A 24,426-nucleotide genomic window follows, 5' to 3' on the forward strand; every position below is an offset into this window, starting at 1 on the left:
TAACAATAATTTAGTTTTTCCTTATTTTAAGTATAAGAACATTTTAATGAAATCATCAGTTTATCAAAAACTTGAAGTGCTAGTAGAGCGTTTCGAAGAAGTGCAAGCCTTATTATCCGATCCTGAAACTATTAGCAATCAAGACAAGTTTCGTACTTTATCCCAAGAGTTTAAACAGCTTGATGCCGTGACTTCAGTTTTTAATAATTATAAAAGTGCTGAAGGTGATTTCGAGACTGCTGAGATGATGCTTAAAGATGAAGATCCTGATATGCGAGAAATGGCCCAGGAAGAATACAAAGACGCGAAAAAAGCGGTTGCGAATATTGCCGATGAATTACAAATCTTATTACTACCACGCGATCCAAAGGACGATAACAACTGTTTTGTGGAAATTCGTGCCGGTGCTGGTGGCGACGAAGCAGCTCTTTTTGCTGGCGATTTATTTAGAATGTATAGTCGTTATTCAGAAAAGAAAGGCTGGAAAATTGAGGTAATGAACTGCAACGAAAGTGAGCAGGGCGGTTATAAAGAAATGATCATGAAAATCAATGGCGAAGGCGTTTACGGCCATATGAAATTTGAATCGGGTGGTCATCGTGTACAACGTGTACCAGAAACTGAATCTCAAGGTCGAGTACATACCTCCGCTTGTACCGTGGTTGTTATGCCTGAAATGCCAGAAGCAGATGCCATTGAAATCAATAAAGCAGATTTGAAAATTGATACTTTCCGTGCTTCAGGCGCGGGTGGTCAGCATGTTAACAAAACCGATTCTGCTATTCGAATTACCCATATCCCTTCGGGCGTTGTGGTTGAGTGTCAAGAACAACGTTCACAGCATAAAAACAGAGCTCAAGCGATGTCTGTGCTGCAAGCACGCCTTCAACAAGCTGAAGATGAAAAGCGCCGTAGTGCGGAAGAGTCATCACGTCGTAATTTAGTTGCCAGTGGTGACCGTTCTGAACGTATTCGTACCTATAACTTCCCGCAAGGTCGTATGAGTGATCATCGTATCAACCTAACCTTATATCGTTTAAACGAAATTATGGAAGGCAGCTTGCATTTGATTATGGAACCGATAATGCAGGAAAACCAAGCTGACTTATTAGCTGAATTAGCTAGCCAAAATTAGTTTTACTTTTGTCAGTCATGCCAGAGAAAAATATCACCATAGCCAATTGCATAGCGCATGGGCAGAAGCAATTAGCTGATAGTTCAGATAGTGCTAAGCTCGATGCGCAAATCCTCTTGGCTTTTGTGCTAAATAAAGAACACAGTTACTTGCTTACTTGGCCTGAAAAAGAGCTTGCTAAGCAAGTTGAACAGCAGTACCTAACCTTATTGCAAAGACGTTTTTTAGGTGAGCCAATTGCCTATATCGTTGGAGTAAAGGAGTTTTGGTCACTGCCTTTTTGGGTTTCACCCGCAACACTTATTCCCCGTCCAGACACTGAGATTTTGGTTGAATCAGTGCTCGAGAATTTTGGCGAGGTAAAATCATTACAATGCTTAGATCTTGGTACGGGGACTGGCGCAATAGCACTAGCACTTGCATCAGAGCAACCTAACTGGGAAATTGATGCTATCGATTTTAGCCTTGATGCGGTGCAACTTGCCAAGAAAAATGCTGAGAATTTACAATTAACGCAAGTCAATATTTTTCAGAGTAATTGGTTTAGTGCAGTTAATGAGCGTAAGTATGAGGTGATTGTTTCCAATCCTCCCTATATCGATGACTTGGACGAAAACCTAAGTCAAGGCGATGTGCGTTTTGAGCCTAAATCAGCCTTGGTTGCTAGTGAACATGGCCTCGGTGATATTAAGCATATTGCGCAACAAGCACTAAGATTTTTTAAAGCTCAAGGTGCACTTTTTTTTGAACATGGTTTTGAACAAGGTCAAGCAGTACGCAATATATTAACCGATTTAGGGTATGCTAATGCCCAAACGGTAAGAGACCTGAACGGCCATGAACGCATTACTTGGGCTACTTCGCCTGATTCTTAGTATGGATTTATCGATTTTAAATCATTTATTCATCATTTATAAATCATTTAACGTTTTAACCTTAAATAATTTGATAACTTAAGCTTGCACATTTATAGGCGAGCAATAAAGGAAAACCATTGAAACACTTACATATAACCCTAGCAGTACTAAGCGTCGCTTTATTTACTTATCGCTTTATTTTAACTTTAATTGAATCCGAAAAGCTTGATCGTAAGTGGCTGAAGATTAGCCCTCATGTTATTGATACCTTTTTACTTATTGCCGGTATTTCGTTGGCAGTAAAGCTACATTTCAATCCAATGGAGCAAATGTGGTTAGCTGAAAAGATTTTAGCTTTGTTTGCTTATATCTTTACCGGATATTACACCTTGAAATTAGCGCGTAATAAGCCAATGAGAATCCTTGGCTTTCTCGGCGCAATCGGCTGGGTAATGCTGATAGTACGTCTAGCTATGACCAGAGAGTCGGTTTTTTTCATCTAATTGTTAGCGTGCAGCAGAGTCTATAAAACAAGTAAAGAACGGGGTCATGTAATAAGCTGTTATGAATGAATTGTTTTTATCAGAATTAAAGTCAGTAGATAAAGATTTACTGCAAAAACTTGTTTTACTTGAAGAGCATATTTTTGCCGGTAATGGGCAAGTTCCGGACCAAACGGAGGCATCACTCGATAGTTTAGAAACAATTATCAGTCAGTGTGTTGCTGTCGTTAGTGAAATTGAATCGCCAGTAGAGAAAGCTGAAGCTTTACTTAATGAATTGTACTTTCAGCATTTATTTATTGATAGGTATCAAACTCGTTGGCCTATTTCTGCTTACAGTGTCGCCAAAGGTTTGAATCAACGCGCTATGTCACCCATTGTTAAGGCAGCTTTGGTCAAAGAGATCATTATCGCTTGTGGCTTTGAAATTGACTTAGTGTTTATTCCAAATAAAATTATGATGCGCCTATGCTGTGATGAGCAGTACGCTATTATTTTTGATGCGGTAACGGGCGAGTCACTAGACTGGACTGAGTTGGATATACGTTTAGAGGACTTAGACGGTGACCCAGGCGAGCAAGATTTAAAAGCTATAGATGATAATGTCGCCTTGGTTGAACACCTTTCTGCTCTGAAAAACACTCTCATTCGTGAGCAGGTATTTGATAAGGCGCTAACTTGTGTTGACGTTATCTTGTCATTAACTCCGGACGACCCATTGCAACGTAGAGATCGTGGTTTTTTGCTCCACCAGCTTGATTGTTTTAAAGTGGCGGTGGATGATTACCGATACTTTGTTGAGCAATGTCCTAAAGATCCCGCAGCGAAAATATTAAAAATTCAACTTGAAAAAATTGATGTCGGTAATAACGTCCTTCACTAATTTTTTTTACATCATCAAAAATAAAAATAAAAGGTAAAATGATGCAAGACAATATTGTGGCGAATGCGCCACTCATTACCAATGACGCAGTAGTACTCGGTATTTTGACCCTTATTCTGGGCTTTGTATTCTATACCTCTAATAGTAAAAACTCTGTTTGCCAAAAATTTTATAAGTACGTACCTGCATTATTAATGTGTTACTTATTGCCTTCGCTATTAAATACCTTTGGCATCGTGAGTGCCGAAGTTAGTAAAGTTGATGACGTGGCAAAATACTTCCTGCTACCAGCTTGTTTAGTGCTGTTAACATTAAGTATTGATATTAAAGCTATTGTAGGGCTAGGTAGTAAAGCGTTAATTATGTTCATAACCGGTACCGTTGGCGTTGTTATTGGTGGGCCAATTTCTTTATTAATTGTCTCGGCAATTTGGCCAGAGTTAATAGGTGTTACCGGTCCTGAAGCTGTTTGGCGTGGTATGGCTGCACTTGCCGGTAGCTGGATTGGTGGCGGCGCAAACATGTTGGCGATGAAAGAAATTTTTGAAGCCGACGGTAAAATATTTACCATCATGGTAACTGTAGATATTGTCGTGGCAAATCTTTGGATGGCTTGTTTACTTTATATTGCGGCTAACCATAAGGCTATTGATGCTAAAAGTGGCGCTGATACCTCTGGTATTGACAAACTTATTGCCACAGTGGAAGCCAATGAACGAGAGCATAAAAGAACGCCAGAGCTAAAAGACTTTATGCTTATTATTGCCGTCGCTTTTGGTGCGGCTGGTTTTGCACATTTCTTAGCTGACTTATTGGTACCATTTTTCCAACTTAACTACCCAGAGTTGAAAAAATTCAGCTTACACAGCAAGTTATTCTGGATTATTGTCGTAGTAACCACTATCGGCTTAACATTGTCATTTACTAAAGTAAGACAGCTTGAACATGCTGGTGCTTCAAAAGTGGGTAGTAGCTTCTTATATATTTTAGTTGCCACCATCGGTTTGCACATGGATATCACGCAAATTGCCGAAGCACCTAAATACGTGGTTATTGGTTTAATTTGGATGGCAATACACATTATTTTATTGTTTATCGTCGGTAGAATGATTAAAGCTCCAATCTTCTATTTAGCCGTAGGCAGTAAAGCAAATATTGGTGGAGCAGCATCGGCTCCGGTCATTGCTTCGGCTTTCCATCCATCATTAGCGCCTGTTGGTGTGTTACTTGCCGTACTAGGCTATGCATTAGGTACTTACATGGCTTGGATATGTGGACAACTATTACGAATTATTGGTAGTTAATCTTTAACTATTTAACGTGTTACAGTAAGCTAACAACTACTGAATGACTTTTACTAAAAGCGTAAAATAGAGTGATATTTTACGCTTTGTTATATCTAGGATTAAATTATGACAATTACATCAGTTTCGGTTAAAGGTATTGAGGTTGCTAATGAGCAACCTTTCGTACTTTTTGGTGGTATGAACGTACTTGAATCACGTGACCTTGCCATGAAAATTGCTGAGCATTATGTTGAAGTTACCCAGAAACTTGGCATTCCTTATGTATTTAAGGCTTCGTTTGATAAAGCTAATCGATCTTCGGTAAACTCTTATCGTGGTCCAGGCTTAGATGAAGGTTTAAAAATTTTTGAAGAAATCAAAGCAACCTTTAATGTACCGATTATCACTGATGTACATGAGTCTTACCAAGCTCAGCCGGTAAGTGAAGTTGTTGATGTCATTCAATTACCAGCATTTTTAGCCAGACAAACCGATCTGGTGGTCGCCATGGCTAAAACAGGTGCTGTCATTAATGTTAAGAAACCACAATTTCTTGCCGCTCATGAGATGAAACATATCATCACCAAATTTTCTGAAGCGGGTAACGAGAACATTATTTTATGTGAGCGTGGCAGTTGTTATGGTTATAACAACCTTGTCGTTGATATGTTAGCAATGGATGAGATGAAAAGTTACGCGCCAGTGATATTTGATGCTACCCACGCTTTACAAAAACCTGGTGGTCGCAGTGATAGTGCTGATGGTCGTCGTGCTCAAGCCGCACAGTTAGCCCGTAGTGGCATGGCAATAGGTATAGCAGGTTTGTTTATTGAAGCTCACCCTGATCCTAGTGCAGCTAAATGCGATGGTCCTTGTGCGTTACCTCTTGATAAGCTTGAACCTTACTTAGCTCAAATGAAAGCCATAGATGATTTAGTGAAGGGTTTTAAGCCACTAATTACAGATTAGCTTAACGGGCTAGCCGAGCTTTGAGTAAATAAGGTTGGAGTGAAGAATAATCCAGCCAATAAAAAAGGTGTCCTAGGACACCTTTTTTATTGGTCGATCTTAAATATTAAGATCTTACTTCAGTAATGTGCGAGCATTGTGAAATATGTTAGTATGTTTACTTTTAATTAAGGCTCAAGAGTACCTTTCAAAGGGCTCTGGTAGCCGAGGATAACTACATTAGTCGAACCAATACTGTGATGCTAATGTTGCTATCATCACAGTGTAGCTCAATCTAATTATTCAGCAATTAAACTTGCTTTAGTTAAGGTAACAGACTTATTTTGGTTCGCCATTTGCTTTTGTTTAGCAAGGCCGGAGTCTGTTGTCTGTTGAGTAAAGCTGATTTTAATTGGCGCTAAATAAAGCTTTAGGCTGTTATGTGCGGCACTAGTCAGTTGAGTTTGATTAATTGGCTCAGCTTTAACAAGTGCCGATTTTGGTAGCGCAGCTGTGGCTGCAGTACTCAATAAAGTAGTGGCGAATAATGCGACAAGTAAGTTAGTTTTTTTAATGCTTTGTTTCATGTTTATGTCCTGTATATAACCTAATAATAAATTTTTTATTCCCTGTAGATTTATTAGGACCTTTTCTCGCGCTGGTTTTACTCTTCAAAATAAAGCGCGTGGGTTGGGAGCACACGCCGTACCTGAGTTTCATAAAACGTTGAGATGATGTCCTTCATCTACGGTGTGAATAATACGCAAGTTGATGAAAAAATAAAAATGACTTAAATTAATGTTATTCATTAGAAAAACTAATGGATAATTGTTATGCTTAGTTTGTAGGTTTTTATGCACTTTTAAAGTGCGAATTTTTAATTATATGGAAAGGTTCTAGGTGAATTTTGGCTAATAGACTCCCACCACTAAACGCTTTGCGCGCATTTGAAGCATCGGCAAGGCAGCTGAGCTTTACCCGAGCTGCAGAAGAGCTTTTTGTCACCCAAGCGGCAATAAGTCATCAAATTAAATCTTTAGAAGAGCATTTAGGCATTAAATTGTTTATGCGAAAAAATCGAGCCCTGCTCCTTTCCGAGGAAGGGCAGTCATATTATTTGGATATAAAAGATATTTTCAGCGCTATACATGAAGCCACTGAGCGTTTATTAGCGCGTGGTGCTAAAGGGGCGATAACGGTCAGTTCACAAGCGAGTTTTGCTATTCAATGGTTAGTGCCCAGGTTAACGACCTTCAATGCTCTACATGAAGATATTGATGTTAGGATTAAAGCTGTCGATCAAGCGGAGAACTCACTTACCGAAGATGTTGATGTTGCGATCTATTATGGTCGGGGACGTTGGCCAAACATTCATGCTGATAAGTTGAATACTGAATATCTTATTCCCGTTTGTTCGCCATTATTAATGCAAGAAAATGCTGCTAATGGTAAACCACCACTGTTGTCATTAGATGATTTATCAAAACACAATTTACTCCATGACACCTCTCGTAGAGATTGGAAACGCTGGTTCAAACAAGTTGGCGTTAAAGGAGCTAATGTTAATCACGGGCCTATTTTTAGTCATTCAGCTATGGTTTTACAAGCAGCTTTACACGGGCAAGGGGTTGCTTTGGCTTATAGTGTATTAGCTAAGCCCGATATTGATTCGGGACGATTAGTTTGTCCTTTTAATGATGTGTTAGTGAGTAAAAATGCTTATTTTATTGTCTGTCGTGAAAACCAGAAAGATAATGGTAAAATTGCTGCCTTTAGAAAGTGGATGTTAGACATGGTTGAAGCAGAGCAAGAGCAAATCACCGATGGACAAATAAGTTAATGGCATCAATGCAAGAAAAGAGACAAATAAATATTCAAGTAAAACCACAAGTTATAAGTGGCGTCGATGGCAGTGATATCAATATAATTTGGGATACTGTCGACAACCCTACAGCACAGGTGATTTTTGCTCATGGTGCTGGTGCTAATATGACTCACGAGTTTATGGCTGAAATTGCTTTATTACTTAATAAGGCAAGCATCAATGTAATACGTTTTAATTTTCCCTTTATGGATAAAAGGGCACTCACGGGTAAAAAATATCCCCCAGATAGAATGCCTAAGTTGTTACCTTGCTATGAAGCTGTTATTGAGCATGTAGTTAAACATGGCAATTGTAAGGGTCTGCCTTTGTTTATTGGCGGAAAATCAATGGGATCTAGAGTAGCTGCAAGTTTAGTGGCGGATCCTGAGGTATTAAAAGCCAATTTACTCAATAAAATCTCTGCTGTTATTTGTTTAGGCTATCCGTTTCACCCGACGAAAAAACCAGAAAATCTTCGTCTTGAACCTTTGTTTGGTGCGCGTAAGCCAGTCCTCATTGTTCAGGGTGACCGCGATACCTTGGGAAATAAAGAAGAAATTATCAGCTATCAACTGGCTGAGCACTGTCAGTGTGTCTTTTTGCCCGATGGCGATCACAGCTTCAAACCTAGAGTTAAGTCAGGTTTTACTTTTCAGGCTCATATGAAGCTCGCTGTTGAGGAAATTGTCCACTTTATTAATCAGGTGCTTGTCGATAATAAAGCCGTGAATGAGGAAAAGTTATGAGCAGTACTAATATAAGCAGCACTAATATAAAGAAGCCGCAGCTAAAATTAGCGGCTAGCAGTACTTTACTCAAAAGTATGATGATTTTTGTTGGTATCAGTGGCTGTTTTTCTGTACTATTCGGCGCTTGGCTGGCTCATGGCGGTCAATCATTACCAGTAAAGGTACAATCTAGCTTAGCAACCGCACTACAATATCAATTTTTTCATACACTTGCGTTATTAGTAACATTAGTTTGGCTGAAAGTAACTAAGCCTTCTAAGGTATTACTTAGTGCTTGTATTGCTTTTGTTACCGGAATTTTGCTTTTTTGCGGCGTAATATATATTAAATCATTTTTTGAACTTGCACTTATCGGTAAGTTAACCCCCTTCGGTGGTATTGCGTTTGCGTTAGCTTGGCTATTACTCGCAATTGAAAGTAAAAATAATTTTTAACTACACTCGTTGTAGTGTTAATACTCTTTTGGCTCACTGTCTATTTTGGCCGAAAGATATACAAGGTAAAAACAACATATGACTTCCATCGTATTATTTTGTCGTCCAGGCTTTGAAAAAGAGTGTGGCGCAGAAATCCAAGAAAAAGCTGCTTGGAATGAAATGTATGGCTATTTAGAGCTAAAGAAAAATAAAGGCATCGTTTTTTTTCACCTACAAGAAAGTAAACATGGCGAAGAATTAATGAATAAGCTGCCGCTTAAGCGACTTATTTTCGCTCGTCAGTGGTTTGTTACGGTAACTGAAACAATAGCATTACCTGACTACAATCGTGTTGAAGCTATTATTGAAGCGTTAGGCTCTGATTGGCAATATAGCGATTTACGTATGGAAATGGCTGATGATAATGACGGTAAAGCTTTAAGTAAATTTTGTCGAAAACTTTCTGTGCCTTTACGTCAAGCATTGCGTAAAAATAAAGTGCTTACTCAGAAAAGTAATAATTCAGCAGATGACCCCGATGGTGCTATTTTACATGCGCTATTTCTTACTGGACAGGAAGTCATTTTAGGATTTTCATTAGCCCGTAATAGTTCACCCCATGTAATGGGTATTCCGAGATTAAAGTTTCCTAGTGCATCACCGAGTCGTTCTACGTTGAAACTTGATGAAGCCTTTTTATATTTTATTCCTCGTGATGAGTGGGATGAACGGTTAACATCGGGTATGAACGCCGTGGATTTAGGCTCAGCTCCAGGCGGTTGGACTTATCAATTAGTTCGCCGTGGTATGATGGTTACCGCAATAGATAATGGCCCTATGGCAGAGTCTTTAATGGAAACCGGTCAAGTAAAGCATAAAATGATGGATGGCTTTAAATACAGACCAATGAAGCACAATGTCCATTGGATGGTGTGTGACATGATAGAGAAGCCTCAGCGAGTCGCTAAGCTGATGAGTGAATGGTTACTTAAAGGTTATTGCAAAGAGGCGATGTTTAACTTGAAATTGCCGATGAAAGGGCGTTACCAGCAAGTGACTAATGATCTACAGGCGATAAAAGATGCGTTTGTTAAACATAATGTCAAATATGAACTTTATGCCAAGCACCTGTATTATGATCGTGAAGAAATCACTGTCCATGCACGTTTACTTTCTCCAGCACCGCTTAGGGAAAATGATTAATTATTAGTATTGTTTGTACATTTAACAACTAATCTAATGGTAAATAATATAAAACCATCAAGTTTATAAATAAGCTTGATGGTTTTTTTGTGTCCATAGTTTTCGCTGGGCGCGACTAGTACTTAAATTGCTGCACTATGTTAGACATATTAACGGCAAGTTTTGCCAACTCTTCAGATGCTTGTGAGGTTTGTTGGGCGGCACTTGAGCTACTATCGGTATATTCGGCAATATCAATAATATTTTGATGAACCTCATTAACACTGACACTCTGTTGTTTTGCTACCGTAGCATTTGCACTGTTTTTACTACTAACATTTGAAACTAACGCTGAAATGTTTTTTAAGCTTCTCGCTGTTTCCATCACCAGTTTTATGCCCTTATTAGCTTCTTCTGAGGCATTTTTCATTGCAGCAACAGACCGACTAGATGATGCTTTTAAGCGCTTAATTTTCTCTTGAATTTCTATGGTAGATTCTTGTGTTTTACCTGCTAGCGTTCGTACTTCGTCGGCAACCACTGAAAATCCTCTGCCAGATTTACCAGCACGCGCAGCTTCAATAGCGGCGTTAAGGGCTAATAAATTGGTCTGCTCGGCAATATTATCAATAACACTCAATACCGAGCTAATATCTTCAACTTGACTATTAAGCTGCTGTAATTCTTTAGCAGCGCTGCTAACTGACTCTCCTAACTCATTAATTGCTAAATGGGCATTCGCTGATAGATCGGCAACTCTCAAAGACTCACCACTCGCCTCATTGGTTAGCTCGGCTGTGTGCAAGGAGTTATCGGCAATTTCATTAATGCTAGCACCAAACTCAGACATCACTTGGTTAGTTTGCTCAGTTTTTATTTTTTGTAATACCACAATATTATTACTTTCTAAGGTCACGGCAGATAATTCTTCAGATGAAGAAGCCAGTTGTACGGCATGATGATCAATATCAATAATGATATGACGAATTTTACTGACAAACTGGTTAAAGGCTTTACCTATATCACCAATTTCATCTGAGCGTTTTGCTATATCAAGCTTGGCGGTAAGATCGCCATCACCTTGCGCTATGTTAGTAATGCTAGCGACTAGTGAGTTAATCGGTTGTACTAATTTATTAGTACTTATTAGGCCGATAATAATGCTGATCAGAGCAATAATGGCTAATAGAATTAAACAATTGAATAATAAATTATTACTTAACTTTGTTGCAGCGGAAAAAGCTTCTGAAACATCAATCTCTGCCATCAATGCCCAGGTAAATTCGCCATATTTTATCGGTGTATAAGCAGATAGCACTTCGACACCACGATAATCAATAAATTGAGTAAAATCAGTACTGCCACTTAATGCTCGTTGTGTGCCTAAGGTTTCTACAAATTGTAGGCCGATGGCAGAGCCATAACCCTTTATCTTGTTAAGGTTAGGTTGATGAGAAGCTGTTGCAAGTGCTTTGTAGTAACTTTCTTTATCTTCTATTAGAAAGCGGCTTTCGCTGCGTAATTTATTGTCAGAGCCAACTAAGTAGGTTTCTCCAGATAAACCTAAACCAACTTGCTGCCATTGGTTATTATTGGTCATTATTTTGTTAATGCCATCAATAGGCATTTGAAAAATTAATACCGCATTGACTACGCCATTATTATCTCTTATTGGTGAGGCAATAAAAGAAGCTGCTTGATCGTATGATGGATAATAACCTTCAAAATCAACTAGAGCGCTAGTATCATTGCCTCTAAGGGTTAATGCCTTTTTAAAAGCTTTAGCAATACCTGAATTTGCATAAGGGCCAGACTTTAAGGAAGTAGCATAATCAAGCTCTTTGAAAACACTATAGACAATATGACCAGACTGGGCATCTACAATGAAAATATCATAGTAGCCAAATTGTTGTAAATACTCACGGAACATTGGATGGTATTGCTGATGGCTTTGATCATAAGCAGAATCACCAGCATTTAATAATTTGTCTTTATTTCCCAGCTCAAAGTGATTATCAGCAATGTATTTAGCTTGATAATATTTTGCTTTATTACTTAGCTGTGAGAATTTGCCTTTGGCATAGGCTTTTTCAGAATTTTTTTCATTAAATGTCTGGGTAAATTCATTTTGATAATATTGTTGTAATGTCATCTCGGCAGCACTTAATTCTGTTGGCGAAATTGACTGTTGCTTAAATGTTTTTATATAACTAGTCGCTGCATTTTTTACCGAATGGTTTTTAGCTAGTGTGGATACTTGCCCAGTAACCAACTTTAAATAGTCATCTATTTGTGATTTTTTTAGTTCTCTGAGAGAGATTAATTGTCCTTTGGTTTTTTCTTCTAACGCCGAAAATGAAGACTGGTTTGCTTGCCACGTGATGGCAATGGCAATGATTGTTGCTGGAATTAGTGCAAGTAATACCGCTTGTAATAATAGTTTATGTTTGATTTTCATGAGAAGTCCTTTAGTTCACTTTCCATGGAGTGAAGAATTACGCAATCTTGTAAGTGATTGTTATTCGTATTTGGTGTGTTGGGAAGTATAGCCGAGTAATGGAAAAGTTGCTGTCTGTTATATCTTCAGTTTGTAATAAAAACACTATGTTTTTGTCATGAAACTGTAACAAAGCATGCAAGATGCTATTTTTAATAAACCTTGACTCGGCTTAAGAGGTAATAAGCTTATTGAAGTCGCGATAGATACTTTGCAAAGTTCCTATCGTAAGTGAATTCGACGCAGACAAAAAATTAATGAATAATTCTTATAAAACTTGAATTACTTTAGCTAGCTGAAAATCGGTGTAGTGCATGAACTGCACTTGTTAAGGAGGTGGAAAATAACAGTTATATAAGTATGTTCTACGCTGGTTTGAGGCTACATAGGAAGGTAAAAGTGATAGCGGTTAGAGACTGTATAATGATAAAAAACGACCAATACTTAAATTTATAAATATCGGTCGTTTTTATTGTGCTTACTTTGTTTATCTCTCCTATGATCAGGGGTAAACTTAAATACGAAATTTACAGTCTTTCAAGCACAGCATCAGTAAAGTCGGTAGTACCATGAGTACCGCCTAAATCACCTGTTGTTCTATCACCCGAGGCAATAACATCGGTAATAGCCGCTCTAATTTTTTCTGCTTTATCACTCATCTCTAAGTATTCAAGCATTTGAATTGCCGCTAAGATCACCGACGTTGGGTTAGCTAAGTTTTTACCAGCAATATCAGGTGCACTACCATGTACAGCTTCAAAAATTGCACAGTCTTCACCAATATTAGCGCCTGGTGCCATACCAAGACCACCCACTAAACCTGCACATAAATCAGATAAAATATCGCCAAATAGGTTCGTTGTTACTATGACATCAAACTGCTCAGGGTTCATCACCAACTGCATACAGCAATTATCGACAATCATTTCCGTTGACTCAATATCAGGGTAACGCTGAGCAACTTCTCGGGCAACCTTTAAAAATAAGCCTGAAGTTGATTTTAAAATGTTTGCTTTATGAACCGCAGTGACCTTCTTACGACCTTCTTTGCGAGCAGTTTCATAAGCAAAGGTTAATATTTTTTCAGCACCATCTCGGGTAATGATACTCATCGCTTGCGCTTCTGTACCGTCCTCGGAGGTGATTTGGCCGACACCTGAGTACATACCTTGGGTATTTTCACGTACGGTTAGAATATCAATATTTTCATAACGTGCTTTAGTGCCTTTAAATGACAATACCGGACGAAGGTTTGCGTATAATTTAAATTGTTTACGCAAGGTTACATTGATTGAAGTAAAACCTTCGCCAACAGGGGTCGTTAACGGCCCTTTTAAGGTAACCTTATTTTTTTCTATTAGCTTAATTGTCTCTTCTGGTACTAATTCACCATGCTTTTCTAAGGCAGTTAAGCCAGCATCTGCGAATTCATATTCAAAATTACAACCTGCTTTATCCAATACTTTAATAGTGGCATCAATAATGCTCGGACCTATACCGTCGCCAGGAATTACCGTGATGGTTTTTTTAGTCATTAAGTTCACCTTGTCATCATATTTTGAAAGAAGTCTTTGAAATAATACGTCGTCTACTTATATTTATTTAACAACGACATATATTTATTAAATGCATAATACATAGCTGAGTGAAAATTCACTCAGTTAAAACTGAGGAACTAAGTGGTCCGCTCAGTGCGTAATTGGGCGTTTTATATCATGGAAATGCTATGTATGCGAGCTTGAATGTTTTTATTGTTACCTGCAAAAGAGTAGTGTCTTTTGCAGGACTAACAAGTTAACTAATGATAGTAGAGGGTTACTAAGTCAGTATCAATTTGACTTTAGTCTATAATGGGTAGGTTGTTACCTATGCTAAGGTGGTTTTTAATGATGCCCCATTGCTCAGGGTAATTATCACCTAAACCAATTTCTTTGAGAATGCCGTTAACAAAGAGCAAGAAGGTGCATTCATCTTGTGTGGTAATACCATCAGATTTTACATGCTGAGTACGGTAAAACATCACTTGATAGCTAACCTCATCAACCGTTCTCGCCTCGGTAATATCAGGGCTACCTAACTGAGTTAATGCTTGTTCAAAAGTGAATTGTTCCAATTTAACCTTAGCAATGAACTGACGGTTATACGCCTCTCTGTCATCCCACTTCATTTTATCCGGACTGTCATCGTAAAAAGTGACAACAAGAGCGACAAATATGCCATAAACTGCAAGCGCAAGTAAAATTCGGCCGATTACTTTTTTATTCATAGTTTTTTATCTTTCTGCATTTAGTTTCTATCGCCATTAATGGCAATTATATTATCATTAATTCCGGGGATAGGTGAAGACGTAGTTAAGCGGATATCTTTTAAATTAAATCCTAAAGGGATATCTTGTTTTAACGTTAGTAGTTTTCTGGCTAAATCCATTTGCTCAGTGCTATTTATTAACTTCTCTTTAAGCGATGGCTTTAGGTCTGTGGCGTTAAGTGTGGCCTTTAATGAACCATATTGGTTAAGTAATTTAGCCGCATTAACTTGGCCAATACCGCTTACGCCTTCAATTTTATTGGTGTTATCTCCCGTTAACGTCCAAAAATCTATCAGCTGCGAAGACTTAACATTAAATTTACTTTGCACATGTTCCTCATCTAAGTAACGGCGATTAAAATAATCATAAAGGTAAATATTAGGGCTAAGTAGAGACAGGAAGCCTTTGTCTGTGGAAATTATAGTTACCTTTTGTCCATGAAATGCCATCTTTACCGCTAAGGTAGCAATAAGATCATCCGCTTCATCTTCATCAGAGGTTAGTGAATCGACACCTTGCTCCATAAAAGCGTCTTGAATACTTGTCAGTTTCTGTGCAAGGTGCTCAGGCATTTTTTTTCGGCCTTTTTTATAACCGTCGAAAAGCTGGTAACGCCAGCAGGGCTGTTGACTATCAAAAACAGCTAGCGCATGACTTGGTTCATGCTGGTTGATAATCTTAACCAAGGCATTTACACAGTTTTTTTGCGTGTTAAAGAGTACCTGCTCTTGTGTGCTAGTTGATAATTCATCGCCGTGTTGCTGTTTTATTTGCATAAAGGGACGCTCTTGAACGGCGTACACACGACGAATTAAATTTAGCGCATCAATAAGTATTAAGTGAGCGGCCAATGTTAACCCTCAATCACTTTATAACAGGGTATATATTCACTGCCAGGCAATTTCATCCGCTGTTGTTTTACAAAGGAAGCAAGTAGCTTATCCATTAATGCCATTATTTTTTTATCCCCTGATATTTCAAAAGGGCCAAATTCTCGGATGGCTTTGATGCCACCTGACTTTACGTTACCTGCCACTATACCCGAAAAAGCACGGCGTAGATTAGCCGCTAGCTCAGCCGTAGAAAGTTCATGGCTAATGGTTAGGTTGGCCATATTCTCATGGGTTGGCTCAAAGGGGTGTTGAAAGTCCTCGGCTATCAAAAGTGACCAGTTGAAGTGATAAGCATCGCCGGTTTTTTTTCTGTGGGCAAGTACCTTATCTAGGCCGCCTTTCATCACTTGGGCAACTTTAACAGCATCGTCAACCACTATTTGATACAAGGATTGTGCTTTTTCACCTAAGGTAGCGCCAATAAAAGCATCTATTTCATTAAAGTACTCAATGGCACTTGCCGGACCGGTAAGAATAATAGGTAATTGCTGTTCAGCATTTTTTTCGTTGAGCATAATACCTAAAATATATAACAATTCTTCGGCAGTCCCTGCGCCGCCAGGAAAAATTATTATGCCATGTGACATACGGACAAAGGCTTCTAAACGCTTTTCAATATCCGGCATAATGACCAATTCATTCACTATGGCGTTTGGCGGCTCAGCCGCAATAATGCTTGGCTCGGTTAAGCCAATATAGCGGCCTTCTTTATTACGTTGTTTAGCATGACCAATAGTAGCGCCTTTCATTGGGCCCTTCATGGCCCCAGGGCCACAACCGGTGCATATATTAAAACCTCGTAAACCTAGTTGGTAACCGACAGCTTTAGTATATTTATACTCATTGTGTTTGATTGAGTGACCGCCCCAGCAGGTCACTAGATTAGGCTCGGTCTCGGGTAGGATAGCATTGGCATTTCTTAGGATATCGAAGGTTGCATCAGTAATAGCTTCTGACGAGCTTGGCATTGCTCTGTAACGGCTATGAAGGAAGAGGATGTCGCGTAATACAGCGGAAAGATGTTCTCTAATGCCTCGAATAATTTTATCATCGACAAAAGCATGCGTGGGAGGATTTTTTAAATCAATCTTTACGCCACGTTCTCGCCTTAATACCTGTATTTCAAAGGTAAGGTATTCTTGATATATCTCTTCGGCATCATCAGTATTTGAACCTGCGTTAAGTACGGCGAGAGAGCAATTTCGGTAAAGTGTATATAAAGGGCTACTAACAGATTTCTGCAGTTGATCTACTTCGGCTTGTGAAAGCAAGTTCATATTACCAACAGGGTTAATTTGAGTATGCATAACTCACTCCTTTTATGCTGATTATCAATTATTATGAAAATATCGCTGTTTTTGAGGTATTGAAAGCGGTACTTAAGTCACTGTTTTTTTTAGTTACTTAACGTAAATAACTTGGTTTTTACCTTGTTTTTTTGCTTTGTACATTGCTTGGTCGGCACGTTCAAAAGCAATATGGATGTTATCATCCGATTTTATATGGGTCGCGCCAATTGAAAGGGTAATACTTACCTTATTATTTTTAAACTTAAAAGGTAGCCGAGCTATGTATTTATTCAGCGCATTTAGCTCTAGGGTTAAGGCTTTCTCTTGGGTTTTAGAATAAATTAAGACGAACTCTTCACCACCATAGCGGCCAACAAAAACCCCTTTACTGACATTTTTCACAATGGTATTAGCAATGACTTGCAGCGTTTTATCGCCAGCCGTATGACCATAGGTGTCATTAATCTTTTTAAAGTCATCAATATCTAGCACCACTAACGCTAGCTGGAACGGCTTATGATGAAAACGTACCATTGCTTTAGCAAAGTAATCATCAAAGGCAGCTCGGTTTGCCAATTTTGTCAGCGCATCGAGCATACTTTTTCTTTGTTGCGCTATCAGCTTTTCTTCGAATATTCTGCTTTGCGCTTCTAGTTGATCTACTTTTGCAGACATATCATTAAGTTTATCCGCTAATTCTTGGTGACTTTGTTGCTCAAACTTTGATTTTTGCTCCAATGTGCTGGCGATAAACTGTAGCTTTTCATTTATATCTTCTTTAACTTGATTTAATGATAATGCTTTTTCTACTGTGCCCGTCATATCAATCAATTGACTTTGTAATTTCTGATTGATTTTTTCATTGGTTTTTTGAGATTTTTTTTGCGTAACTATCGTTTCTTTTACTGCGCTTTGCACCGTTGTTAGTGTCGCACTTAAATTCGTTAAAAAACTCTTTGCGCTATTATGTTCATCTTTAAAGTCGGCAACTATGACATCAAATATATCGATAAGGTGATTGAGTACTTCATCAGTTGACTTATCAGTCATTAGCTTTTTCTTAATCACTAATAACTCATTGGTATGTACTTTCGATAATGGCAAAGAGCTAAGTGATACCGATATTTTTTCAAGAATACTGGCGTCAAAAATAGCGACTTCATTTTCATTAGGTAACTGAGCAACTGGTGATGTTAGTTGAGGCGCCTGTAAAAGGCCTTGCTTAGGTAAACCGTTTTTGGCTTTTAGCGCGTGATCATAAAAAGCTAATAATTGACTTAGTAAAGGAATATATTGGATTAAGGCGTCTTTACTTTGTTTTGTTTTGGTTAACAACGCCCGCAGATCTCTGCGTAAATCACCCGGTAGTCCATTGATCTTCTGTAAATTCTCACCTGCTAGGTTAAATTGTTCATGCATATGAGAAATATTTTTCTCATTGGTTACGCTGTGTTGCTGTAATAATTTACTTATAACAGCAATCTTAGCTTCTATATCGCTAATGGGAGCCGATTTGGTGAATAACGTTCTTAACTGAGCTAAGCGGTTGTCTAATTCAAGATCAACACCTTTGGAAACGAGGGATAGTTTAGCAATGAATTGAATTAGCAGACTTGATTGCAGATTAAAATCTTCTTCTAGTAAACTTCGAGACTCAATTGCGGCATCAAGCTTTCTTTTTAATGCAACTAGTTGCTTTTGGGCAACAGAACTGTCATTCATAAAACCGATTCATCCTAATGTCGAGTGAGGTCTAGTACTAAGTAATTTACTTTGTTTATTGTTTCGCCATTGAAATAGTTTAAGGCGTGTAACTTGCTCTTAGTATAAGACAATTTATACCATAAAAACGTTATTTATCAATCTTGATGTGAAAAAAAAGCAACTTTTATTACTTGATGTTAACTTTTAATAGCATTGAGTATTTCTTCGTTGTTAAAATAACTAAATCTTAAGGCAGTACTTTGTCTACCAATAATGAGAGAACTTACTTGCGTGTTTAACTATAAAACCAAATTAATAATAGCAATATCTTTATTTTTTGCACAACTAATATCTGCTTATGCGAGCGTAAAAGTTAGCATTAACATAGATCAACCTGAGCATCATCTAGCTAAAGTAGAACTTCAATTCGGCAAAAATAATATAGAACAGGTCGATTTTTATTTACCTACGTGGCGAACCGGACGATATCAGACGCTAAACCTAGCGAATGGCATTCGTGATTTTAATGCTACAGATAGCCAAGGTAATGTACTTAGCTGGCGTAAAATTGATAAACATACCTGGCAAGTTAGTGGCACCAAAAATAAAAAAGTGCATTTAACTTATCAAGTTTATGCCAATGAACTAGCAAAGAGAACTCGTCACATTGATGATAGTCATGCCTTTTTAGACAGCTCTGCCGTGGTTATGTACAGTGAAGCCAGTCGAGATTTAGAACATACTGTCCAGCTTTTGGTACCTAAATTGTGGCGCAGTTTCTCTGGCCTTGAAGCAGGTGATAATAGTCATCAGTTTATTGCCAGTAACTATGACCAATTAATTGACTCACCCATTGAAAGTGGTATTAACGAGCACCACGAATTTCGTGTTGATAATCGACAATATGAATTGGTTATCTGGGGGCAAGGTAATTATGACAGTGCTAAAATGGTAGAAGACTTACAAGTTTTAGTAAAACAAAGTAAGCATATTTGGCAAGACTACCCTTTTAAGCGTTATGTATTTATGGTGCATGCAACCAGCGGTGCTCGCGGCGCAACAGAGCATGTTAATTCAACTATTATTCAACGCTCGCGCTTCAAATTTTCGACCCGTAAAGATTACCTTAGCTTTATTGCCGTTGCTGCCCATGAGTTTGTTCATACTTGGAATGTAAAACAGTACCGTCCTCAAGGTATTGTGCCTTATGATTATCAGCAAGAAAACTATTCTAACTTGTTATGGCTGGTAGAGGGCTCAACAAGCTATTTACAATACCAACTGCTATTACGCGGTAACTTGATGACGACAGATGAGTTTTTTACTGCACTGGCTAAACGTATTACTGCACATATTCACAAACCTGGAAAAACTAGCCAAAGCGTGGCGCAGGCAAGTTTTGATGCTTGGATTAGCGAGGGGGGCGATTACGGAAATAATCATAGTGTAAATATTTATGCTGAGGGATTTTTAGCTTCTTGGTTACTCGATTTTGATATTTTAACTAAAACTGATTTAAGCAAAAGTTATCGTAATGTGCATAACCAGTTATATCAACAACATCGCTTACCACAAAGTTATAAAGAAGCTGATGTACTCACTATACTAAAACAAATTACGGCTAGCGATTATCAAGTTTGGTGGCAAGACAATATTCACGGCACAGCTAATATTGACTTCAGCCCATTATTGGCTCAAGCCGGTCTTGAAATGAGTTATGCCAAAAATGGCGATGACAAGTCGAGTAAACAAAGTAAAGTATGGACTGGCGTTAAAACTAAACAAGGTACTCATGGTTTAGTGATTACTTCGGTAGAGAAGAATAGTCCGGCATGGCATGCTGGCTTAACTACAGAGGATGTTATTGTCGCTGTAGATGGCTTACGCATGGTAGAAAAAGATCTGCTAAATCGTTTAAAAGATTTTAAAACGGAGCAAACCATTGAAATCACATATTTTCGCCGAGATAAGTTAGCAACGGCTGCGATAAAACTCGGTAGCATTGCTAAAAACAAGTTAAAAATAATTCCGATGAAGAAAGCTAATAATACACAAAAAGCCTTTTTCAAAGCATGGACAGGAATTGATTTTCCAGAAAAAAAATAATAATAAACAGAGCAAGCATTAAAACGATAAAATAATTTCGTTTTAATGCTTAATGCTTTTTTCTGCAGGGATGTAGAAAGGCAGGTATAAAGGCTACTGACGCAAGGTTCTGGCAAAGGGAGCTTGCTCAATATTACTACTTCTAAACGGGTTGATGTCTAAACCTCCACGTCGAGTGTAGCGTGCGAAAATGGTTAGCTCTTCAAGTTGACAATATTGTTGCAAGTCACAGTATATTCTTTCGATACATTGCTCATGAAATTCATTATGTTGGCGAAAGGAAATCAAATACTTTAATAGTGTTGCATGATTTATGGCTTTACCACGGTAGTGAATATAAATACTTGCCCAATCGGGCTGATTGGTTATTAAACAATTTGATTTTAATAAATGACTCACTAAATGCTCCTCAATTTGAGCACTGTCTCCTTTTTCCTGCGCTTGTATCAGTAGTTGAGCATCATATTGATAGCTATCGATGCTGATATCTTCACCGTCGATACAAAAGCAATTGTCTAAGTTTTTAGCAATCACTAAAGCGGGACAGTGATCGACACCAAATAAACTTACTTTCGCTGGCGAGCCAGCAATTTTTGATAGATCTTTCGTTAATACTTGTTCTACTTCTTTAATGCTGGCAAAGCGCGTTTGATTAAAGCTATTTAAGTACAGCTTAAAGGACTTTGATTCAACAATATTGTCACTGGTACAAGCAAAGCGAAACTCAGCAACAGCGACTACCGGCTTACCTTTCTCATTGAGCCATGAAAGCTCATAGCCATACCAAACATCTTCGCCAACAAAGGGTAAATTGTTTGATTCTAGTGCTAAGTCATCTCTATTTAAACTTCTAGGTACTCCTTGCAGCAATTCTGCGGTATATTCGCTGCAATATTCTGTACTTTTACCCAGTGTTAACTTGCTTAGTTCTGTCGCATTTTGATAATTGGCCATAAATTTTTTCAGTAGTGAGCTAGTATCTTGCTATTTTAAAGGATCTTTTCTTTATATGACATCTACAAATAAAACTTTAGTGCAATCACTTTTAAACTTTAGTGAAGACTTTAGTCAACAGCACATAGAGCAACTTGGACACTTACCTACGAGGGAGCATGATGAACAGTGGCTATCTCCTTGTGAAGTCGGTCCACATGACAACAGTCACCATTATTGGCAACCCGTTGCTATGAAAGATGAGCCAGCAACAGATCAAAATGCTGAAACTCTCTCTTTTAACAATGTTGAGTCGGCATTAGATCTGACACTGCATCAGGATATTAAGACCTATTTCACTACTATTTTCAGTGGTGATATAGAAGCCGTGTGTGAGGAAGGAGAGTTGTCACTTCTTTTTGCTTGGAATAGGGACGATTTTGACCGATTACAGGAAAATATCATTGGTCATATTTTAATGAAGCAAAGATTGAAGCAAGCTGAAACTGTTTTCTTTGCTGTTACCGATGAAGAAGATATGATTATATCGGTTGATAATAGTAATGGCGAAGTTTGGGTGGAACGTGTTGGCTGTAAACCACATAAAAAACTCAGTGATTCATTAGCCAGCTTTATCGCTCAGTTAACACCAAAGAGTTTAGTTAATGAGTAGCAATTAAATAACTAAAAGGTTATCTCTTTTGATTAAGTTGCTCAGTTAAGTTTAGTATGAGAATTTTTACTTCTGCTAAGTCATTTTTCATCTCTGTTAACTCTTGCGCCAATGACTGTTGAATCATCTTCTTTATTGCACCATTTTTAAGAAGAGAGTCGATTAGGGCTGAGGTATCTTTTGTTGATAACTCTTGATTAACTTGCTCCTTCTTATCATTAATTGGCGTAATAAAGTCGGGTTGGTGCTGCCAGTTTTTTAAGGTGGTTATTAAAGTGGCTAATGGCACAGTTTGACTCAGCTTTCCTTTTACTAATGCCACTGTTGGCTTTTTTCCTGCATTGGCAAGCTGATTGGCACAGGTCAAAATTTCATCGATAATTGTCATTTTACTTACTGATTAAAAATAATAAATTAATTTAACTATATTTTAGCCAATATAACTAAAAATGTCTTTAACTTCATAAAGTTTATTTTTTAAAATAATTTAATTCAACGACTTAGGTTGTTGGCTTGTTTTTTGCTGTTATTAGTAAAGAAAAATTATAACTATTACATTATACCTCTAGGGAAGATAAACATGAAAAAATCAATACTTGCTTTACTCATTGCAGCGCCACTAGCCATGACATTATCTGGTTGTGTTATAAAAATAAACGATGACGGTATTGACCATGGTTTTGTCAGCGATAGTGAAGACCGAACTTACAAAAACCGTAAGAAAATTGCCAAAGTACAACTAGGTAGCTCTTTTATGGATATGCAGGAAAAGTTAGGCGTTGCTGATTTTTCTGAGACTTATACGGACGGTGATAACACGGTACGCGTTTTATATTATCGTACTCAACGAAAGCATAAAGATGGTTTAACCACAAAAGATGAGTGTACGTACTTACAATTTATTAATGGTAAGTTAATAGAGACGGGTAATGGTGGAGATTATTCGAAAACTCAAAAGGTTAAAGCAAACTAATTAGTTACTGCTATTTAGCCCTAAATACCTCGCTTAGCGGGGTATTTTTTTATGTAAAAAAGATGGCCATCATGAGTGTTTAAACTCATTATATTTGACCTACTTTAAATTATGCTGTTATGGTGAACTGTTAGATTAAAAAATAATCCGCCGTCAGAGTAGGAGAAGATAATGAGTGAAACAGTATCGGTAGAAAAAAATGTTGATAGTAACCTAGATCAAGACGTTAATATTCGAGCAACGTATTTAAGTGCTCATGAGTTAAAGTTAGCCGCGTCACTTTTGTATCAAGCCTATCATGATGACCCTGTTTTTTTAGAAATATTTAATAGTGATAAAGAAGATTATGAACAGCGCCTTCGTGGTGCTATTCGAGAAGAGCTAAATGCTTTTTGGCAAGCAAAACAACCCATGGTTGGCTTGTATCTTGGAGAAGCCATGGTTGGCGTTGCTTGTATTAACAGCCCAGATGAAACGTTGGCAAGTGATCGTTTTTGGCATTGGCGCCTTAAAATGCTGCTAAATTCTGGTTACTTTAGTACTAAGCAAATGATGCAAAAAGAGCAAACCGTATTGGCAGCAGTACCAATGAAGGTTTTCCATTTTCTATCATTTATTGCTGTTCACCCTTTACATCAGCAGCATGGTTTTGGCCATTACTTAATGGCCGCCGTTAATACAGTGCTAGATGAACACCCAGATAGTGAAGGGGTTGCCGTTTATGCTACCTCAGGAAAATTTAAAGAGTTCTTTAAACATGTTGATTATCAAACGGTAAAAGAAGTCACCGTCGGAAATGTTTGTGGCTCTGTCATGGTTCATTATCGAGATAAAGCGGAATAACTGCACTTTATTGACTTACTCTAGGGCTATATTTAGCCTTATCTCCCCCTGTTTACTTCCCCAATAAAAAATAGCACCGATAAAGTGCTATTTTTTTTGTGAGACATGTCTTACGTCACTGTGAGACATATTGGCAATCCCTGCTGAAATCGAGAATGTTAATTTTTTATATGATTGATTTTTATTGAGTTATTCTTATTCTCACTTGTTACATTTTTTTTACATACTAATAGTGGCCGTTAACCAGCCTCGATAACTAAGATTTACGTGTATTATTAACCGTGTCAGGAAGACAAGGAGCAGGGGGCTTCAGCGTTACTTGTAACGTGGTTAGGGAAGATGCAATGTTGCTAAAATGGAATTGCAGCGACATAAGGACTTACT

At 38.0% G+C, this 24,426-nt stretch carries 23 protein-coding genes; 14 read left to right on the top strand and 9 right to left on the bottom strand.

Going from position 1 to position 24,426, the window contains the following annotated elements; genetic code table 11:
- Nucleotides 1-46 precede the first annotated feature (46 nt).
- The 6 genes from prfA to kdsA all read left to right on the top strand — a co-directional run bounded on the left by prfA (nt 47) and on the right by kdsA (nt 5,633).
- A complete protein-coding gene (gene prfA, locus HRT50_RS05515) occupies nt 47-1,135 on the top strand; it encodes a peptide chain release factor 1 (protein ID WP_291612155.1) in 1,089 nt (362 codons plus the stop codon).
- 17 nt (nt 1,136-1,152) lie between these two features.
- Nucleotides 1,153-2,010, top strand: a complete 858-nt coding sequence (gene prmC / locus HRT50_RS05520; RefSeq protein ID WP_291612201.1) for a peptide chain release factor N(5)-glutamine methyltransferase — start codon at nt 1,153-1,155, stop codon at nt 2,008-2,010.
- Between the two features lie 119 nt (nt 2,011-2,129).
- On the top strand, nt 2,130-2,495 hold the full coding sequence (locus HRT50_RS05525; RefSeq protein ID WP_291612157.1) for a SirB2 family protein: 366 nt from the start codon (nt 2,130-2,132) through the stop codon (nt 2,493-2,495).
- Between the two features lie 61 nt (nt 2,496-2,556).
- A complete protein-coding gene (locus HRT50_RS05530; RefSeq protein ID WP_291612159.1) occupies nt 2,557-3,378 on the top strand; it encodes a tetratricopeptide repeat protein in 822 nt (273 codons plus the stop codon).
- A 26-nt stretch (nt 3,379-3,404) separates the two neighbouring features.
- Nucleotides 3,405-4,682, top strand: a complete 1,278-nt coding sequence (locus HRT50_RS05535; RefSeq protein WP_291612204.1) for a DUF819 family protein — start codon at nt 3,405-3,407, stop codon at nt 4,680-4,682.
- Nucleotides 4,683-4,790: 108 nt separating this feature from the next.
- A complete protein-coding gene (kdsA, locus tag HRT50_RS05540) occupies nt 4,791-5,633 on the top strand; it encodes a 3-deoxy-8-phosphooctulonate synthase (RefSeq protein ID WP_291612161.1) in 843 nt (280 codons plus the stop codon).
- A 278-nt stretch (nt 5,634-5,911) separates the two neighbouring features.
- On the opposite strand, the gene HRT50_RS05545 is transcribed toward kdsA, so the two are convergent.
- Nucleotides 5,912-6,199: a hypothetical protein gene (locus tag HRT50_RS05545; protein ID WP_291612163.1), complete on the bottom strand. Its 288-nt coding sequence runs from the start codon at nt 6,197-6,199 to the stop codon at nt 5,912-5,914.
- A 320-nt stretch (nt 6,200-6,519) separates the two neighbouring features.
- Here HRT50_RS05545 and HRT50_RS05550 point away from each other — a divergent pair, with 320 nt between their 5' ends.
- The 4 genes from HRT50_RS05550 (at nt 6,520) to rlmM (ending at nt 9,844) form a co-directional block, all read left to right on the top strand.
- The gene (locus HRT50_RS05550) at nt 6,520-7,452 is read left to right on the top strand and encodes a transcriptional regulator GcvA (protein WP_291612164.1); all 933 of its coding nucleotides are present in this window, start codon (nt 6,520-6,522) and stop codon (nt 7,450-7,452) included.
- The gene (locus HRT50_RS05555; RefSeq protein WP_291612166.1) at nt 7,452-8,222 is read left to right on the top strand and encodes an alpha/beta family hydrolase; all 771 of its coding nucleotides are present in this window, start codon (nt 7,452-7,454) and stop codon (nt 8,220-8,222) included. Before HRT50_RS05550 ends, HRT50_RS05555 begins: the two co-directional genes overlap by 1 nt.
- Nucleotides 8,219-8,659, top strand: a complete 441-nt coding sequence (locus tag HRT50_RS05560) for a DUF423 domain-containing protein (protein WP_291612169.1) — start codon at nt 8,219-8,221, stop codon at nt 8,657-8,659. The genes HRT50_RS05555 and HRT50_RS05560 overlap by 4 nt, the downstream gene beginning before the upstream one ends.
- A gap of 78 nt (nt 8,660-8,737) precedes the next feature.
- Nucleotides 8,738-9,844: a 23S rRNA (cytidine(2498)-2'-O)-methyltransferase RlmM gene (gene rlmM, locus HRT50_RS05565; RefSeq protein WP_291612171.1), complete on the top strand. Its 1,107-nt coding sequence runs from the start codon at nt 8,738-8,740 to the stop codon at nt 9,842-9,844.
- A gap of 115 nt (nt 9,845-9,959) precedes the next feature.
- On the opposite strand, the gene HRT50_RS05570 is transcribed toward rlmM, so the two are convergent.
- The 6 genes from HRT50_RS05570 to HRT50_RS05595 form a co-directional block, all read right to left on the bottom strand.
- The gene (locus HRT50_RS05570; RefSeq protein WP_291612173.1) at nt 9,960-12,281 is read right to left on the bottom strand and encodes a methyl-accepting chemotaxis protein; all 2,322 of its coding nucleotides are present in this window, start codon (nt 12,279-12,281) and stop codon (nt 9,960-9,962) included.
- A 566-nt stretch (nt 12,282-12,847) separates the two neighbouring features.
- A complete protein-coding gene (locus HRT50_RS05575) occupies nt 12,848-13,855 on the bottom strand; it encodes an isocitrate dehydrogenase (protein ID WP_291612175.1) in 1,008 nt (335 codons plus the stop codon).
- A gap of 305 nt (nt 13,856-14,160) precedes the next feature.
- On the bottom strand, nt 14,161-14,586 hold the full coding sequence (locus HRT50_RS05580) for a DUF3192 domain-containing protein (protein WP_291612177.1): 426 nt from the start codon (nt 14,584-14,586) through the stop codon (nt 14,161-14,163).
- A 20-nt stretch (nt 14,587-14,606) separates the two neighbouring features.
- Nucleotides 14,607-15,479, bottom strand: a complete 873-nt coding sequence (gene xni / locus HRT50_RS05585) for a flap endonuclease Xni (RefSeq protein WP_291612179.1) — start codon at nt 15,477-15,479, stop codon at nt 14,607-14,609.
- 2 nt (nt 15,480-15,481) lie between these two features.
- Nucleotides 15,482-16,828 carry a nucleotide 5'-monophosphate nucleosidase PpnN gene (ppnN, locus tag HRT50_RS05590; protein WP_291612181.1) on the bottom strand — a complete coding sequence of 449 codons (1,347 nt, stop codon included), beginning with the start codon at nt 16,826-16,828 and terminating at the stop codon, nt 15,482-15,484.
- Nucleotides 16,829-16,921: 93 nt separating this feature from the next.
- On the bottom strand, nt 16,922-18,532 hold the full coding sequence (locus tag HRT50_RS05595; RefSeq protein ID WP_291612183.1) for a GGDEF domain-containing protein: 1,611 nt from the start codon (nt 18,530-18,532) through the stop codon (nt 16,922-16,924).
- Between the two features lie 255 nt (nt 18,533-18,787).
- On the opposite strand from HRT50_RS05595, the gene HRT50_RS05600 reads away from it, so the two are divergent.
- Nucleotides 18,788-20,620: a M61 family metallopeptidase gene (locus HRT50_RS05600; protein WP_291612185.1), complete on the top strand. Its 1,833-nt coding sequence runs from the start codon at nt 18,788-18,790 to the stop codon at nt 20,618-20,620.
- A gap of 93 nt (nt 20,621-20,713) precedes the next feature.
- Here the strand turns inward: HRT50_RS05600 and queF are convergent, their stop codons facing one another.
- Nucleotides 20,714-21,574: an NADPH-dependent 7-cyano-7-deazaguanine reductase QueF gene (gene queF / locus HRT50_RS05605; RefSeq protein ID WP_291612187.1), complete on the bottom strand. Its 861-nt coding sequence runs from the start codon at nt 21,572-21,574 to the stop codon at nt 20,714-20,716.
- Between the two features lie 55 nt (nt 21,575-21,629).
- Here queF and syd point away from each other — a divergent pair, with 55 nt between their 5' ends.
- Nucleotides 21,630-22,226 carry a SecY-interacting protein gene (gene syd / locus HRT50_RS05610; RefSeq protein WP_291612189.1) on the top strand — a complete coding sequence of 199 codons (597 nt, stop codon included), beginning with the start codon at nt 21,630-21,632 and terminating at the stop codon, nt 22,224-22,226.
- Between the two features lie 19 nt (nt 22,227-22,245).
- Here the strand turns inward: syd and HRT50_RS05615 are convergent, their stop codons facing one another.
- A complete protein-coding gene (locus HRT50_RS05615; RefSeq protein ID WP_291612191.1) occupies nt 22,246-22,614 on the bottom strand; it encodes a hypothetical protein in 369 nt (122 codons plus the stop codon).
- A gap of 192 nt (nt 22,615-22,806) precedes the next feature.
- Between HRT50_RS05615 and HRT50_RS05620 the strand changes: the two genes are divergently transcribed.
- Together HRT50_RS05620 and HRT50_RS05625 are read left to right on the top strand one after the other, a co-directional pair.
- Nucleotides 22,807-23,199 (top strand): DUF3192 domain-containing protein, encoded by a 393-nt coding sequence (locus HRT50_RS05620; RefSeq protein WP_291612193.1) that lies wholly within the window; start codon nt 22,807-22,809, stop codon nt 23,197-23,199.
- 171 nt (nt 23,200-23,370) lie between these two features.
- Nucleotides 23,371-24,042, top strand: a complete 672-nt coding sequence (locus tag HRT50_RS05625) for a GNAT family N-acetyltransferase (RefSeq protein WP_291612195.1) — start codon at nt 23,371-23,373, stop codon at nt 24,040-24,042.
- The last annotated feature ends 384 nt before the right edge of the window (nt 24,043-24,426 follow it).

Source organism: Colwellia sp. (assembly GCF_013215345.1).
Taxonomy (GTDB): Bacteria; Pseudomonadota; Gammaproteobacteria; order Enterobacterales; family Alteromonadaceae; genus Colwellia.